Origin of the sequence: Paraburkholderia phenazinium (assembly GCF_900141745.1) — a bacterium.
Classification (GTDB): domain Bacteria; phylum Pseudomonadota; class Gammaproteobacteria; order Burkholderiales; family Burkholderiaceae; genus Paraburkholderia; species Paraburkholderia phenazinium_B.
Genome location: NZ_FSRM01000001.1, coordinates 3,291,685 through 3,305,028 on the forward strand (window position 1 = coordinate 3,291,685; position 13,344 = coordinate 3,305,028).

General features: G+C 63.2%; 15 protein-coding genes. 3 read left to right on the top strand and 12 right to left on the bottom strand.

Annotated features, from left to right (window positions below; all coding sequences use genetic code 11):
* Window positions 1-25: 25 nt before the first annotated feature.
* The 3 genes from BUS06_RS14850 to BUS06_RS38540 are packed head-to-tail and all read right to left on the bottom strand — an operon-like array spanning window position 26 to window position 1,524.
* Complete coding sequence (locus BUS06_RS14850; protein ID WP_074264951.1) at window positions 26-850, bottom strand: anti-sigma factor family protein; 825 nt, start codon at window positions 848-850, stop codon at window positions 26-28.
* A complete protein-coding gene (locus tag BUS06_RS14855) occupies window positions 850-1,368 on the bottom strand; it encodes a sigma-70 family RNA polymerase sigma factor (RefSeq protein ID WP_074264952.1) in 519 nt (172 codons plus the stop codon). Before BUS06_RS14855 ends, BUS06_RS14850 begins: the two co-directional genes overlap by 1 nt.
* A gap of 24 nt (window positions 1,369-1,392) precedes the next feature.
* Window positions 1,393-1,524: a hypothetical protein gene (locus BUS06_RS38540; RefSeq protein ID WP_302050853.1), complete on the bottom strand. Its 132-nt coding sequence runs from the start codon at window positions 1,522-1,524 to the stop codon at window positions 1,393-1,395.
* Between the two features lie 470 nt (window positions 1,525-1,994).
* Here BUS06_RS38540 and hfq point away from each other — a divergent pair, with 470 nt between their 5' ends.
* Window positions 1,995-2,456 (top strand): RNA chaperone Hfq, encoded by a 462-nt coding sequence (hfq, locus tag BUS06_RS14860; RefSeq protein WP_074264953.1) that lies wholly within the window; start codon window positions 1,995-1,997, stop codon window positions 2,454-2,456.
* Between the two features lie 98 nt (window positions 2,457-2,554).
* On the opposite strand, the gene BUS06_RS14865 is transcribed toward hfq, so the two are convergent.
* Window positions 2,555-2,791: a hypothetical protein gene (locus tag BUS06_RS14865; RefSeq protein WP_074264954.1), complete on the bottom strand. Its 237-nt coding sequence runs from the start codon at window positions 2,789-2,791 to the stop codon at window positions 2,555-2,557.
* Window positions 2,792-3,001: 210 nt separating this feature from the next.
* On the opposite strand from BUS06_RS14865, the gene BUS06_RS14870 reads away from it, so the two are divergent.
* The gene (locus tag BUS06_RS14870) at window positions 3,002-3,184 is read left to right on the top strand and encodes a hypothetical protein (protein ID WP_074264955.1); all 183 of its coding nucleotides are present in this window, start codon (window positions 3,002-3,004) and stop codon (window positions 3,182-3,184) included.
* 137 nt (window positions 3,185-3,321) lie between these two features.
* Complete coding sequence (locus BUS06_RS14875; protein ID WP_074264956.1) at window positions 3,322-4,539, top strand: low temperature requirement protein A; 1,218 nt, start codon at window positions 3,322-3,324, stop codon at window positions 4,537-4,539.
* Between the two features lie 158 nt (window positions 4,540-4,697).
* Here the strand turns inward: BUS06_RS14875 and BUS06_RS14880 are convergent, their stop codons facing one another.
* The 8 genes from BUS06_RS14880 to BUS06_RS14915 form a co-directional block, all read right to left on the bottom strand.
* Entirely contained in the window at window positions 4,698-5,426 is a 729-nt protein-coding gene (locus BUS06_RS14880) for a DUF2968 domain-containing protein (protein WP_074264957.1), read from the bottom strand.
* Window positions 5,427-5,474: 48 nt separating this feature from the next.
* Window positions 5,475-6,866: a sigma 54-interacting transcriptional regulator gene (locus BUS06_RS14885; protein WP_074264958.1), complete on the bottom strand. Its 1,392-nt coding sequence runs from the start codon at window positions 6,864-6,866 to the stop codon at window positions 5,475-5,477.
* A 10-nt stretch (window positions 6,867-6,876) separates the two neighbouring features.
* Window positions 6,877-8,676 (bottom strand): TadG family pilus assembly protein, encoded by a 1,800-nt coding sequence (locus BUS06_RS14890; protein ID WP_074264959.1) that lies wholly within the window; start codon window positions 8,674-8,676, stop codon window positions 6,877-6,879.
* A 1-nt stretch (window position 8,677) separates the two neighbouring features.
* Complete coding sequence (locus BUS06_RS14895) at window positions 8,678-9,037, bottom strand: DUF3613 domain-containing protein (protein ID WP_074264960.1); 360 nt, start codon at window positions 9,035-9,037, stop codon at window positions 8,678-8,680.
* 22 nt (window positions 9,038-9,059) lie between these two features.
* Window positions 9,060-9,881, bottom strand: a complete 822-nt coding sequence (locus BUS06_RS14900; protein WP_074266103.1) for a tetratricopeptide repeat protein — start codon at window positions 9,879-9,881, stop codon at window positions 9,060-9,062.
* An 80-nt stretch (window positions 9,882-9,961) separates the two neighbouring features.
* Complete coding sequence (locus BUS06_RS14905; protein ID WP_074266104.1) at window positions 9,962-10,975, bottom strand: type II secretion system F family protein; 1,014 nt, start codon at window positions 10,973-10,975, stop codon at window positions 9,962-9,964.
* Entirely contained in the window at window positions 10,975-11,985 is a 1,011-nt protein-coding gene (locus BUS06_RS14910) for a type II secretion system F family protein (protein ID WP_074264961.1), read from the bottom strand. The genes BUS06_RS14905 and BUS06_RS14910 overlap by 1 nt, the downstream gene beginning before the upstream one ends.
* Window positions 11,978-13,342, bottom strand: a complete 1,365-nt coding sequence (locus BUS06_RS14915) for a TadA family conjugal transfer-associated ATPase (RefSeq protein ID WP_074264962.1) — start codon at window positions 13,340-13,342, stop codon at window positions 11,978-11,980. Before BUS06_RS14915 ends, BUS06_RS14910 begins: the two co-directional genes overlap by 8 nt.
* Window positions 13,343-13,344: the final 2 nt, after the last annotated feature.

Consider the following 13,344-nt stretch of genomic DNA (forward strand, 5'->3'; position numbering starts at 1 on the left):
CGGGCGGCGCGCCAGCCGCGCCGGTCTATTCTTTCCACGACGACGGTTTGCCGCCCAGCGAGCCGCACACGTCAATGGCGATCTCGCGTAGCTTGCCCTCCGAGATCGGCCCCGACAACGCGTAGCCCATGTGGCTGTTCACCCAGTAAAAGGTGCGCCGGTTGCCTTCGCGAAACAGCCGGAAGGCAGTTTCATCGTCTGGAATCCCGGTCACATAAAGCGTGAGCCGCGCGCCGTCCGAATTCTCGTACATGAATTGCGCCGCCGGCCCCGCTTCGCCCGGCAACAGGCGGCCGCCCACCAGCGAATAACCGTACTCCTGCAGCGACGGCACCGAGAGCGGCCTATTCAGCCGTTTCGAGAGCCAGCTAATCAGATGTTGTTCTTCGCTAGCCGCGACCTCGACCGGATGGCGCTGCTCGGGCGTATAGACCGCATAGGCGACGTCCGCACGTCGGGCGAAGCTCAGCGGCTGCGCGCCGATCCAACCGCTCGGCAAGCGCGACGCGAGCGGTCCCGCTGCGAGCGCAAGGCCCGCGCCCGCAGCCAGCCAGCACGCCGCGAGACTGACGCGGCGCCACCACGGCGGCGGCACGCGCACGACTACGAACGACGGCGCGCCATCGCTCGCATCGCGCTGGGATACACCGCCGCACAAGGCCTGCAAGGCAGATTTCTGCGCCCGCCACGCTTCCACCCGCGCGGCCGCCTCCGGATCGTCGGCGAGATGTTCGAGAACGGCCGCGCGCGTGCCTTGCGGCAACTCACCGTCGATGAACGCCGAGAGCGCGCGCAAATCCGCCGGTTTCAGCGAATCGGGAAGAGCGGAATCGTGGTCGTCTTGGCTCATCACGGCGTTCTCACTACTTTCAACGGCGTGGGGATGCGCGCCGGCCCTTCGGTCAGCAGCACACGCATGTGCTCGCGGGCACGGGACAAGCGCGACATCACCGTGCCAATCGGCACGCCGAGCGCAATCGACGCCTCCTGATAAGTCAATTCCTCGACGCACACGAGCAGCAGCACTTCGCGCTGCTCGATCGGCAGACAATACAGTGCCCGTTGCAAATCGCGCAATACCAGCCCGTCTACTTCGCCGGGCGGCGCTGCGAGATCGCGCCACGGCGCGGTTTCCTCATCGACCGTGACCTCGCGGCGCACCCGCAACTGATCGATGTAGAGATGCCGCAGGATCGTCAACAGCCATGCGCGCAGATTGCTGTTCGGCCGGAACGCCGCCCAGCGTGCAAGCGCGCGCTCGGCGGTGTCCTGCACCAGATCGTCTGCCCATGCGGTATCGCCCGTCAGTGCGCGCGCATAGCGGCGCAACTGCGGGAGCCATGAAATCACTTCCGCTTCGAACTTCACGCAGCGAACGGCGCGCGCGGGCTGTTAATAACCGCCAGTGCTGCTCGTGCTTCCGCCGCCGGACGAATCCGCTGTCGTGCAAGCCGTGGTGCCGAAGGCTGTTAGCGCGAGCGCCACGATGACGCACGCGGTTGAAACCAGTTGGGACAATTTCATATGCAGTCTCCTGACGACACCCGCTTTGGGGCCCGCGCCGGTTTGCGACCGGATGCCGGGATGTTGCGGTGTGTCATGCGTTGAATTGCCACGCGACGGGCGCAGCGGACCGTGACCGCCGGCGCGTCGAGACTGGCCCGCCTGCAGGGCCGTCCGGACGCGGGCTAAGTCGAAGCAGGGCGCCGACGAACACGCCGCCCATGCAACGTTAACGCCGCGACAGCAGGTTTATTCCGCCCTCTTGCAGATAAAGCGCGGCAAGGTGGAGCGGCGGCAATGCCGGGAGCCGGGCCAGCCTTCCTCCGCCAGAGTCCTGCCAGATTGGTAACTCAACGTTACGAGGGTCAGTTATCAGATGCTTCTATCCGCGCAAGCCGTTATAGTGGACGCAGAGAACGCTCCCCCCGCGCGCTTTTCCCTGAAAAGGGTAGAATCGCGGCGAGCAACTGTCCTTCTTACCTGACTTGTCCATGGCATCCGCAGAATCGCATCCGCAAAACGACTTCATGAACGCAGCGCGCAAAGAAAGAAAGCGCGTCGAGATCTATCTTGTCAACGGCATTCGCCTGACGGGGTGTATTGAGTCGTTCGATCAATATCTGGTGATGCTGCGCACGCCGGTCGGCCTGCAAGGCATCTACAAGCGCGCCATTTCGACCATCCAGCTCGACACCGGCACGCGTCCCGCGCCGCGGGCCGGGCGGCCGTCGCACGGCGAGCACACCACGCGCGGCCCGCATGGCTCGCGCGAGCCGCGGGAACACCGCGAACCGCGTGAGCCGCGCGAATCGTATGGCGCCCAGCCGCCTGCCGAGCGCACGCCGTCTTCTGACCGGGCGCCTTCGGACGGCCCGGTAGTGGTCACGCGCCGCCGGCGCCTGTTCGGCACGGGCAATGGCGACGGTAACGGCAACAACAACGGTCAGGAATAGGTTGTGTTGCAGAGGCGGGCCGGCTGGTCCGCCTTGCTTGATCCGCTTGACTGGCCAGCTTCGCTGGCCTGAGTGGCTCGCCCGGTTACCCCACCGCTTCAGCCGGCCGATTGCGCCGCATTCCCCAGACGCTGCAAGATCTGTTCAAGACGCACCCCCTGCTGGTGCGTCAGTTCGTACCCGGCTTTGACCGCGAGCACACGCCGGCGCCAATAGCCGGCGTTCAGGATGCGCTGCATGGGTTGCTGTGTGGCCCAGTCGAGGTGCTCCAGTTCCGCTTCCACGACATGCAGTGCGTTTAAGCGTTGCGCCTGCCGCGATCCGTTCGATTCCATAGCTGCGCCACCTCGTCTTTGAGCCGCCCGGATGCGACCGATGCCGGCCGTCTCTCGCGACACACCCAAGACGAGTCACAAGGCCCAAATTTCAAGCATTTTTGTGACGTTTTGTGGCTTCGTGCGGCGCATCGATCCACAGAAAAGCCGTGGAACGCGGCGCCGGGTTTGCGCTATCCTGACTATTCGACACTCTTTGCGGAGCACGACATGTCCAAGCCGAAGCCACACGCGCCGCCTCCCGCCCAAACGGCCGAAGACCGTCTCGATGAGGCTCTCGACGAAACCTTCCCCGCGAGCGACCCGATCGCTGTCGATCCCACCGAGCGGCCGCATCCCACGCCTGTGCCTCCAGCAATCCATCACCCCGACAAAGCAAAGAAACACCACTAGACACCGCGTCTGAGCGGTACGCTGCTGCACGCCGCGCCTGACTTTGACTTACGGCGCCCTACAGCTGCCCGCGCAATAGCACGCAGCATGAACGCCACCGAACCACCCTGCCCGCTCCCGCCAGAAGGAACGACAGCATGTCCAGCGACACCGCCCGCGGGCTCACCCGCGCCCCCGCGCGTTTCCTGCGCGAACGCGACGGGCACGAGGCCCACGTTACCAACGTCGAACTGTTTTTCGACCTGATCTACGCGTTTGCCGTCACGCAACTCTCGCATCGGCTGATGCATAACCTGAGCGCGTTCGGCGCGCTCGAAACGCTGGTCCTGTGGTTCGCGGTCTGGCTCGGCTGGCAGTACACCTGCTGGGTCACCAACTGGTTCGATCCCGAGCGCATCCAGGTCCGTCTGCTGCTGTTCGCGGTGATGGTGATCGGCATGGTCATGGCCGCGAGCCTGCCGCTCGCCTACGGCGAACGCGGCCTTGTCTTCGCGATCAGTTATGTGGTGATCCAGGTGGGCCGTAGTCTGGTCGTGCTGGTGTTTCTGGGCCGCGACCATGCGCTCACCGCGAACTTCCGGCGCATCTGCGGATGGCTCGCGATTTCAGGCGCCGCATGGATCGCGGGAGGTCTGCTCGACGGCATGCCGCGCTTCGCCTGCTGGAGCGTAGCGGTGCTATGCGAGTACCTCTCGCCGATGTTCGGCTTCCCACTACCGGTGCTTGGCCGCTCGACCAGCGCGGACTGGCGAACCACCGAAGGAGGCCACATCGCCGAGCGCTGCCAGGCATTTGTGATTCTCGCGCTCGGCGAGTCGGTGGTGGTGACGGGCGGCACGCTGTCGGATCTGGCCACATGGACCGCGCCTTCGATCATCGCGTTTCTGGTGTGCTTTGCCGGCAGCGTCGCCATGTGGTGGGTCTACTTCGACACCAGCAGCAGCGCCGGCAGCCGCGCCATCGCAAGCTCGCGCGAGCCTGGCCTGATGGCAGCCTATTTCCACTACGTGCACGTGATCCTGATAGCCGGCGTGATCGTGTCGGCCGCCGCCGACGACCTCATCATCCTGCATCCGCCCGAGCGTATCGACTGGCCGACGGCGTGGCTGCTGCTCGGCGGTCCGGCCATCTACGTGGCGGGCAACGGGTTGTACAAACGCGTCGTCTATGGCCTGTTTCCGCTATCGCACGTGGTGGGGCTGGTGCTGCTCGCGCTTCTCGCGCCATTCGCATTTCACACCGATCTGCTCATGACGGGCGGCCTCACGACTGTCGTGATGATCGTGGTAGCCGCCTGGGAGAGCGTATCGCGCCGCGGCTCGACGCAGGCTGAGGAGCCTGCTAGCGCGGAGTAACCGCGCGCGTTGCTCCCGACTGGCGGCTACCCTGCGGCAGATAGTCGAACGGCCGACGCGTGCACGCGGCGAACGGCGCCGCAAAAGCAACAAAACCCCGCACGGCGAACCGGGCGAGGTCATGTTTTACCGCGACGGCGATGAGCCTGGCGTTACGCTCAGTGCTGCGTCCCGGTCGTCGGCAAGCCGCTATCCAGTTGACGCTGCAGTTCCTGCACCTGACGCTGCGCATCGCGCAACTGGGCCTGGGCGGCACTCTTCTGCTGCGCAAGCGCCGTGGCTTCGGCACGCGTCTGCTGCTGCTGATTGTCGACGATGTTCTGTTGCTGACGCGCGACAGTAAGGTCGGCCTGCAGACGGTTGGCGCGGTCTTGGGACAACGCGATCATCCGGTCGGTGAAGGCCTTTTGCGCCTCCAGCCGGGTGCGGCGGATCTCGATGTCTGACAGCTGCACGGTCTGACGGGCGAAGTCCTTGTAGATCATCTCGGCGCGCGTTTCATCCCCGGTCTTGATGACTCGCCAGAAGGTTTTCTGCTGGAACAGCGCGACGTAGTACGTCATTTCCTGCGGGTAGAACAGCATGCTCGCGCCGTAGCTGCCGTTGTACGTCGTGCGCAATTCCTTCAGATCCGAACCCCGGATCATCTGCTGCAATTCCGCGACGTTGCCGGCAGCGGATTGCTTTGCCTCGTCCGCTGTCAGCGCTGCGCTCTGCCCTTGCTGGTCCTGGGTCGTGGCGGGCAACGGAGCTGTCGTACCCGGCTGGGAAACGACCGCGGCGCTTGCTCCGCTATCCGGCAGAGACTGCGCATAGATGCCCTGCACAGTCCCGAGCGTTATCAGAGCGCCCAAGGCAATCTGTCGAAGTTTCGACTTGTGGTCCATGTAATTCCTGCTTGAACAGTTTTTGTTTTGTTACATCTTGTCTCATTATTACTCACTTTCGCGGGTTTCGGGCTCCTCGTCGAAAATTTGATACTTACGCATTTTCTCCCAAAGCACCTTGCGGCTGATCCCCAATGTGCCGGCCGTATCTTGCCTGCGCCAACCGTTTGCTTCAAGCGCCGCGAGCACGCGGTTGCGTTCGGCCATGTCCCATTTGCTGCGGTCCACCAGCACTTCTGCCGCGCTCTCCGCGGGCACCGGCTGGCTACTGCGCGCGAGCGCCAGCAGCCGATGCAGCCTGGCCGCATCCCACGCGCCGATCTGGCGCACGGTCACGCCGATCCGCTCGGCGAGGTTGCGCAGTTCGCGCACATTACCGGGGAAATAAGTATCGGCTACTGCGTCGGCCAGCCAGTAAGGAATATCCGGCAGCGTGGCGAGCCGTTCGGCTCCCACTACCGAGGCGATAAACGCCTTGAAGATCGCGATCTTGTCGACCGCCCCGCGTTCTTCGAGCGAGGGAATTTTTAGTTCGATCACCGCAAGCCGGTAGTAAAGATCGGCGCGGAAGGTGCCATCCTTGACGAGCTGCGGCAGGTGCTTGTTGGTGGCGGCGACGAGCCGGAAGTCAAGCTTGATGGGCGTCGCCGAACCGATTCGGGTGACCGCGCTGTCCTCGAGCACGCGCAGCAGCTTGACCTGTTGATAGAGCGGCAGGTCGCCGATTTCGTCGAGAAACAGGGTGCCGCCGTCAGCCTGCTCGAAGTAGCCTTTGTGGGCCACCACCGCGCCGGTAAACGAGCCTTTCGAATGTCCGAAGAAAAGCGATTCGAAGAGGCCATCAGGAATCGCGCCACAGTTCACCGGCACGAACGGGCCCTGTCCGTAGCGGCGGTGCTTTTCGTGCAGAAGCTGCGCGATGCGCTCCTTGCCGACGCCGGTCTCGCCATGCACGAGCACACTGGTGTCGCAGTCGGCGAACGTGTCGACTTCGTGCAGCAAGGCCTGCATGCATTCCGAATTGGCGACCAGCGCGCTCGACTCGAGCGTCTGCGCGGTATGGGCGCGCAATTGCAGCACGAGCTTGGTGACCATGCCGCGCAATTCGGCGCAAGTGAAGTCGAGCGGCAGGATGTGCGAATACTCGGACGGGTACATCGCGGGATCGTGATCGCGCGGCGCCGCGCCGACCCACACCACTGGCATGCCATGGGCGGCTTGCCAGTCGCGCAGGATCAGCGCGCCGCTGTCGATCACCGACACGCTGATGATGGCGAGCGACGGGCGCAGTGCAGTGCGTTCGGGGGAGATCGCGATATCGTCGGCGCGGATCACTTCGACATCGAAGCTCGCCATGCAGCGTGCGACCCGGTCGACGATGTCGGCCTTACCTTCCCAGACGTAGATATCGAGTTCGTCGATTTTGGCGGTGGTTCTCATTGGCGAAGAATCAGTAAACCAGTTGGGCCTGGCCGCAGGCGAGTCCGAGGTCGTGGACCGTGCTTACGCCGATCTGGACACCCAGCAGTTGCAATAAGGGGACGAGGAGCGCGTCGAGCGAGGCCAGGATCGGATTGAGCACGGAGACAAGTGCACTAAGCAAAGGCGCTGCCGCCGCGCTGACGTCGCCACCAAGCAGCGTTGCATGAATCGAAGTGGCCATCTGCGCTGCAAGTTGAGTCAGCAAGCCGGCAGCGGCCGAGCCGACCGCGTTGGTATTAGTGGACTGGTATGCGGTGCTGCTGTTCGGCACGCCATTGAAGGTGAGCGTGGTCTGCGCCGGCTGCAAGGTGAGATTCAGGCCCGATGCCGGCGAGGACGATCCAACCGATACGTTGACAGCTGACATCCCCAGCGCGTTCACGGACGTGATCGTCGCCGGCTGGTTGCACTGCATCGCAGTGGTCGTATTCGTGAAGTTATTCAGCGCGTCCCCGCCGATGCATAGACCCGCGATGCCAGTGTTCGCGACAATGGTGCTTTGGCTCGTGGCCTGTTGAGTAGTACACATCGTATTTGTCAAAGTGGCGGTTCCATACCCCGCCTCGATGTAAATCGGCAGGTTCAAGGCACTGACGCTAACGAGATCCGGCAGTCCCAGAAAGGTCAAGCCTAAGCTCAAATTCAGCAGGTTGACGTTCAGATAGACCTGCACTTCCGCCGAACGCGCACTCGCGCGTGGGGTGCCGTTCGCATACGTCCCGGCTTCGCCCACTGCAATGACCGGTGGCTGGATGATCTTCGCCTGCGCCGAAATGTTCGCTAACGGACCTAGATTAAGCGCGGTGTTGAGGTTGATGGCCGAGTTGCCGTGGGCAATCTCGGCGGCCGCCATCAATACGTCGAGCGCATTCACGGTAGCGCTGACCGCCGCTTGCGGATCGTCGAGCGCTACGGCTAACAAACCGTTGGTGCCTGGCGTGTTGCCGAGCGCGACTTGCAGTCCGCCCGGAATGGCAGCCTGAATCGTACCCAGATCGGTAATAGCCGTCGCGCCCACCAACGTGCTCTTGCTCGCGGCCGTGACCATCGCTGAGACCAGGTTCGGAAGCGATATGTTGGTGTTGAGCAATTGAGTCATCGAACCGACACCGATCGCCGCAGCCAGGTCACCCAGCTTGATCTGAGTAGTAGCCAGTCCTTGATAAGACGCCACGCTCAGATTCAGGTTAGTGCCGAGCAGGCTGTTCAACAGGCCATTCACGAGTCCACCCGAGAGGGTCGCCACGGCGGAGGTGATCGAAAACGAGCGAACGTTGGTCGCTTCTGCCGTGCTGACGGCCTGGACGTTGCGCGCCGGTCCCAGGAAAAAGTACGGCACCTTCTCGCTGACGGTGACCTGCACCGCATTCATCGGCGAACCAGAAGTCGAAAAATAGGATTGACCGGCATTGGCCGACGGATCCCAGCGGCCGCACACTACAGTCACGGTGGCACTCGTCGACAAATTGTTGCCCTTCACCGCATTGTTCTGCGCCGAAGTGGTGGCCGAGGCACATGCCCCACCGTTGCTGACGGTCTGCGCACCAGCCGTCGCCGCCATATCCGCGGTCCGCTGCATCTCCCGCCGCGCAAAGTAGAGGTTGCCGATATCGATCGCGCCAAGCGCCACCACCGTCAATCCGAGACAAAGCGCAGCCATCAGTATCGTGACGCCGCGTTGGCGCCGCATCGACACATGGCTCGCGCGGCGCCGGTGCGCGAAGCGCACACGCCGGACAAAACGGAGAGATGGTTCGGATGCCGACATATCAGTTCTGCGGCAGCGTGCCGCCCTGTGAACCGCCTGCGCCCGCCTGACTGACTGAGGAACCGAAGAAATCGGGAATCTTCGAATTGAACGACTCGAGATACCGCTTGTAAGCGAGGCCGGCTTCCGCGCCGAGCATCGGCCGGGCGGGTGCAGCCTCTGCATTGCTGCGCTGAAGCGCGAGCCACTCTTTGGTTGAGTGATCGATCTCGCTGCTCCGCGGAGGCTGCTGTGCCGAGTCGCTCTCCGCATAGGCGGAATCCGCGCCGCCGGCTATCGTCAATGCGAGCGCCGCCATAGCAGTTGTCAGCGAGAGGCCCGCGATACGCGCCCTGCCTGTTTTTCTGTCCTTCTTCGTCATGTTCGCCCCCTTCTGCCGCCTGTTATTGTGAGAATCGCTGCAACAAGCGCGGTGCGGGTTCGACTCCCTGCACGCCAACGACCGGCGCAGACCGTGCCGTCTGTTGCGCTAGCGCGACCTTTGCCTGAGCCTGTGCCGCCTGCGTCGCCATGGCCACCTTCGCCGCCTCGCGGCGAATCGCCAGGCGCACATCCGGTGAGAACTTCTCCTGGTCCATCAGGGCTGCAGCCTGCGTGTCCTTGCCATCCGCCAGCAAAAACAGCACGACGTTGCTGACGATTTTCGGATTGGCGTGATCGAGTTCCGCCGCTTTCATCAGCGGCACACGGGCGCCATTGACATCCCCCTCGCGCAGCCTTGCGTAACCGAGATCCGAGAGTGTCGGTGCATCGGTCGGCGCGAGCCGGACCGCTTCCTGCAACTGTTGCGCGGCATGGCCAAAATCTCCCGACGCCCCAGCGATCAATCCAAGCCCACGATAGCCGCGCGCGGCAAGCGGCGTCTGCAGCAGTTTCGTGTAAGTATCTGAAGCTGCCTGCGGCTGATCGGTCATGCGCAACGCGTCGGCACGCAGCAGGGTTGTCTCGGGCTTCACGCCATACTGCTTTTCGAACGCGTCGATGTGAGCAAGAGAGGCGTAGTAAAGCCCTTGAGCCTGCATGCGCTCGATCAGATTGAGGTACGTGCTCGGCGCGTCCGGTGCAGGGTCGCGGTTCGCCTGTTCGATGTCGGCCTGGCGTTCTGCTTGCGGCCCCACTCCGTAGCCCGACAGCTTCGACGCGCAGGCGCTGAGCAAGGCGAACGCGAGCAGGATGACCAGATGCCGGGTGCTCCGCAATCTCACGGTCGAAGCTTTGCGTTCAACCAGTACGGTCTGAAAGCAAAGATCGGATGTCGCATCGTTAGTCGTTACCATTTCATTACCTACCGTTTCGCCGTACCTAGCGAGTGAGTGACGGACAGCACGCCTGGCCCAGCGGTCACGATCAGGAGCGCCGGCAGCAGCGTCATGATCATTACACCCGTCATCTTCACTGCGAGACGTCCGATCCTCTCGCGTAGCATCGCGCGGCGGGTTTCACGCAGGCGTTCGCCAAATTGCTTTAACGGTTCCTGTACCGCACCGCCATGGCGATCCACCTGAATCAGCAAGCGCACGATGGCGCGCAAATCTTCGTTCCCATAGCTCGATGCGAGTCGCTGCAGCGACTGTTCACGTGTGCGGCCCGTTGCGAACTGGCGCTGGGCAATCTCCAGTTCGCTCGACAGTACTGGCAGGACGCCACGGAAATCACCGACCATCACCTGCAGACTCTGATCGATCGACAATCCAACCCCTTGAAGCAAACGCAGCAGGTCCACCAGCATCGGCAGTTCGTCAATCACGCCGCGCCGCCGCGCGGCCGCGCGCCGCTGAATAAAAAACTTCGGCAGCATGAAGCCGACAATTGCCGCGCAACCCACCAGAGCAACGTAGCGCCGGCCGTCGAGATAACCGCTTGCGAGCACGCCGCAAAGCAGAGGCAAGACGACCGCACAACCGATTCGTGCGATCAGGAACAATCCGCGTGCTCGCGTATCCACGAAGCCGCATTGTTCGAGCATGCGCCGGTCTTCATCGGCGACCAGTTGTCGTCCCAGCGGCGTATCGAGCCAGCGGATGCCGGTGTGCGCGAATCGTTCCAGCAAGGCCCGCAGTCCACCGACGCGGATGGACTTCGGCGCGTCCGCGGCTGTGCTTGAGACTGCGTCAGAACGGCGCGCGGCGCTCGCGGCAGCGAGTGCTGCGCTTTGCACAGCGTGTTGATCGAGCGCGTGCGCCAATGTGCGCTCGCTGCGGCGCGCCGCCGCCAGCCTCGCTAGCAATAGTCCGGCGATCAACAGGAACGCAAAAGCGACGAGCGCCAGTGCAAGCGCAGCGACAAGGTTGACTTGCATCATGTCCCCGGCAACCGCGTCAGGCGGTAAAGTACATACGCACCGACGATCTGTAGTCCGAACGCGAGGTATACCAGCTGTCGCCCGCTCGCATCGAACCACATCGCGCCAAAATAGCGCGGATTGGTCAACATCAGAAAACCACCAATGCCAACCGGCAGCAAAGCAAGAATCCAGGCTGACAAGCGTGTTTCCGCAGACATCGCGGCCAGTTCTCGCCCGGCTTGCTCGAGGTCGCGCATGAAAGACGCCATGCGATCCAGCATGACATCGGCACGACCACCGTACTTCACCGAGAGGCGCAACACGGCGCCGACCAGTTCGAGTTCACGAGCGCCGTACAGCACCGCCGCCTGCGACAACGCACGGTCGATCTCGATGCCGCTGCGCAACATCCGGGAAACGTGATCGAGACAGTCACGCAGCGGCGCTTCGGTGATCTGCATCGCTCCCTGGAACGCCGCCGGCACGCTGTTGCCCAGCGTAATCAGACGCACAATGCCATCCAGAAACGACGGCAATTGCTGCACTATCTTCTGACGGCGCTTCTGGGTTCTCACGGACACGATGAATGTGACGAAACACACGCACGCGAGCAGCATCACCGCCGCAGCCAGTGCCCCGCCCTCGCGCGCCGCCCAGACGCATAACCATAACGAGACCGCCGCCACGATGATTACCAGCGTGCGGGCATGCGAAATGCCCGCGCGGTTCATTGCGTTGTCGACGAGAAAGCGTAGCCGCGCCTTCAGATAAGCCAGTTGCTCGCGCGTGCCGGAACCTGCCTCGGGCGCATGCGGCATCACACCGCCATGTACCGTCGACGCCTGGCGCACGGACGCCACTCGCGGACGCTGGACGTTCACGGGCGCCGTCGGCGCCATCCGGCTGTCGATGAAGCGCTCGGTGCTGACCTGCTCATCGCGTCGTGCCCCACGCTGCCACAACAGCAGCGCACCGGCCGCGCATAACAGCGCGATCGCCGCGAAGAGCATGGTGGCGCTAGACATTGAAGCCCCCGCCAAAACCACCGCCACTGCCGCCAAAACCGCTGAACCGGCCGGATGGTTCAGGCGAGCCACCCAGCGCCTGTCTGAAGCGCACCAGCTTCGGCGAATGCGGATGGATGCCGAGCGAAGTCCAGTTATCGATCTCTTCGCCATCCTGAGCGGTTATCGGCTCGTAGCGATACAGCTCCTGAGTGGCGATGATGTTGTCGGACAGACCCGTTACTTCGGTAACCGAAAGAATCCGTCGACGCCCGTTCGAGAGGCGGCCGATCTGCACGATAAAGTCGATCGCATTGGCGATCTGCCGGCGCAGGCTCGACTCGGTGCCCTGAAAGCCCGCAAAACCCGCCAGCATTTCGAGCCGGTACAGACACTCGCGAGGCGAGCTCGCGTGCACCGTGCCCATCGAGCCGTCGTGGCCCGTGTTCATCGCCTGCAGCATTTCGAGCACCTCGCCGCCGCGCACTTCGCCGACGATGATGCGGTCCGGACGCATCCGCAAGGTGTTACGCAGCAGGTCGCGAATCGACACCACGCCGGCGCCATCGAAGCCTCCCGGGCGGCTTTCGAGCCGCACCACATGCGGATGGTTCAGCGAGAGCTCTGCCGTGTCCTCGATCGTCACCACGCGCTCTGCTTCGGGAATGTGGAAGGCGAGCGCGTTGAGCAGCGAAGTCTTGCCCGAGCTCGTGCCGCCCGACACCAGCACGTTGCAGCGCGCGGCCACTGCCGCTTCGAGCAGCGCACCGATTTCCGGACTGTATGTGCCGTTGCCGAGCAGATCGTCGGGACGCAGCGGGTCCTTGCGGAATTTGCGGATCGAGACGATCGGCCCATCGATCGAAAGCGGTTCGATCACGACGTTCACGCGCCCGCCGTTGGGCAGGCGCGCGTCGACCATCGGATTCGATTCGTCGAGACGCCGCCCGATCGGCGCAAGAATGCGCCGCACGATGCGAAGCAGATGGGCGTTGTCGGCAAAGCGCACCGGGATTTTCGTCAGGATGCCGTGGCGCGACACATACACGTCGTTGTAGCCGTTGATCAGGATGTCTTCGACCGCTGCGTCGTTGAGCAGGTCCTCGATCGGGCCGAAGCCCGCGAGTTCCTTGGTCAGCGCTTCGGCAATCAGCCGCACCTCGCTCTCGTTGATCGGAATCCGGCGCAGCCGTACGAAGCTGTCCATTTCCAGATCGACGAACTGGTTAATCGCATTGCGCGACCAACGGCCGAACTCCGCGCCGAGTTCCTCGATACGCGTAAGCAGATGTTCGTGCGCCGCGTTCTTGATGTCCTGGAACTGCTGGCTATGCGCAAATGAAGGCGCGTCGTCGGCAAATTCGATGTCTTTAGCCATCG

Excerpts from the sequence above, each read along its gene's own strand:
- BUS06_RS14850 (WP_074264951.1), bottom strand. The coding sequence starts at position 850 with ATGAGCCAAGACGACCACGATTCCGCTCTTCCCGATTCGCTGAAACCG.
- BUS06_RS38540 (WP_302050853.1), bottom strand. The coding sequence starts at position 1,524 with ATGAAATTGTCCCAACTGGTTTCAACCGCGTGCGTCATCGTGGCGCTC.
- hfq (WP_074264953.1), top strand. The coding sequence starts at position 1,995 with ATGGCATCCGCAGAATCGCATCCGCAAAACGACTTCATGAACGCAGCG.
- BUS06_RS14865 (WP_074264954.1), bottom strand. The coding sequence starts at position 2,791 with ATGGAATCGAACGGATCGCGGCAGGCGCAACGCTTAAACGCACTGCAT.
- BUS06_RS14870 (WP_074264955.1), top strand. The coding sequence starts at position 3,002 with ATGTCCAAGCCGAAGCCACACGCGCCGCCTCCCGCCCAAACGGCCGAA.
- BUS06_RS14875 (WP_074264956.1), top strand. The coding sequence starts at position 3,322 with ATGTCCAGCGACACCGCCCGCGGGCTCACCCGCGCCCCCGCGCGTTTC.
- BUS06_RS14880 (WP_074264957.1), bottom strand. The coding sequence starts at position 5,426 with ATGGACCACAAGTCGAAACTTCGACAGATTGCCTTGGGCGCTCTGATA.
- BUS06_RS14885 (WP_074264958.1), bottom strand. The coding sequence starts at position 6,866 with ATGAGAACCACCGCCAAAATCGACGAACTCGATATCTACGTCTGGGAA.
- BUS06_RS14890 (WP_074264959.1), bottom strand. The coding sequence starts at position 8,676 with ATGTCGGCATCCGAACCATCTCTCCGTTTTGTCCGGCGTGTGCGCTTC.
- BUS06_RS14895 (WP_074264960.1), bottom strand. The coding sequence starts at position 9,037 with ATGACGAAGAAGGACAGAAAAACAGGCAGGGCGCGTATCGCGGGCCTC.
- BUS06_RS14905 (WP_074266104.1), bottom strand. The coding sequence starts at position 10,975 with ATGCAAGTCAACCTTGTCGCTGCGCTTGCACTGGCGCTCGTCGCTTTT.
- BUS06_RS14910 (WP_074264961.1), bottom strand. The coding sequence starts at position 11,985 with ATGTCTAGCGCCACCATGCTCTTCGCGGCGATCGCGCTGTTATGCGCG.
- BUS06_RS14915 (WP_074264962.1), bottom strand. The coding sequence starts at position 13,342 with ATGGCTAAAGACATCGAATTTGCCGACGACGCGCCTTCATTTGCGCAT.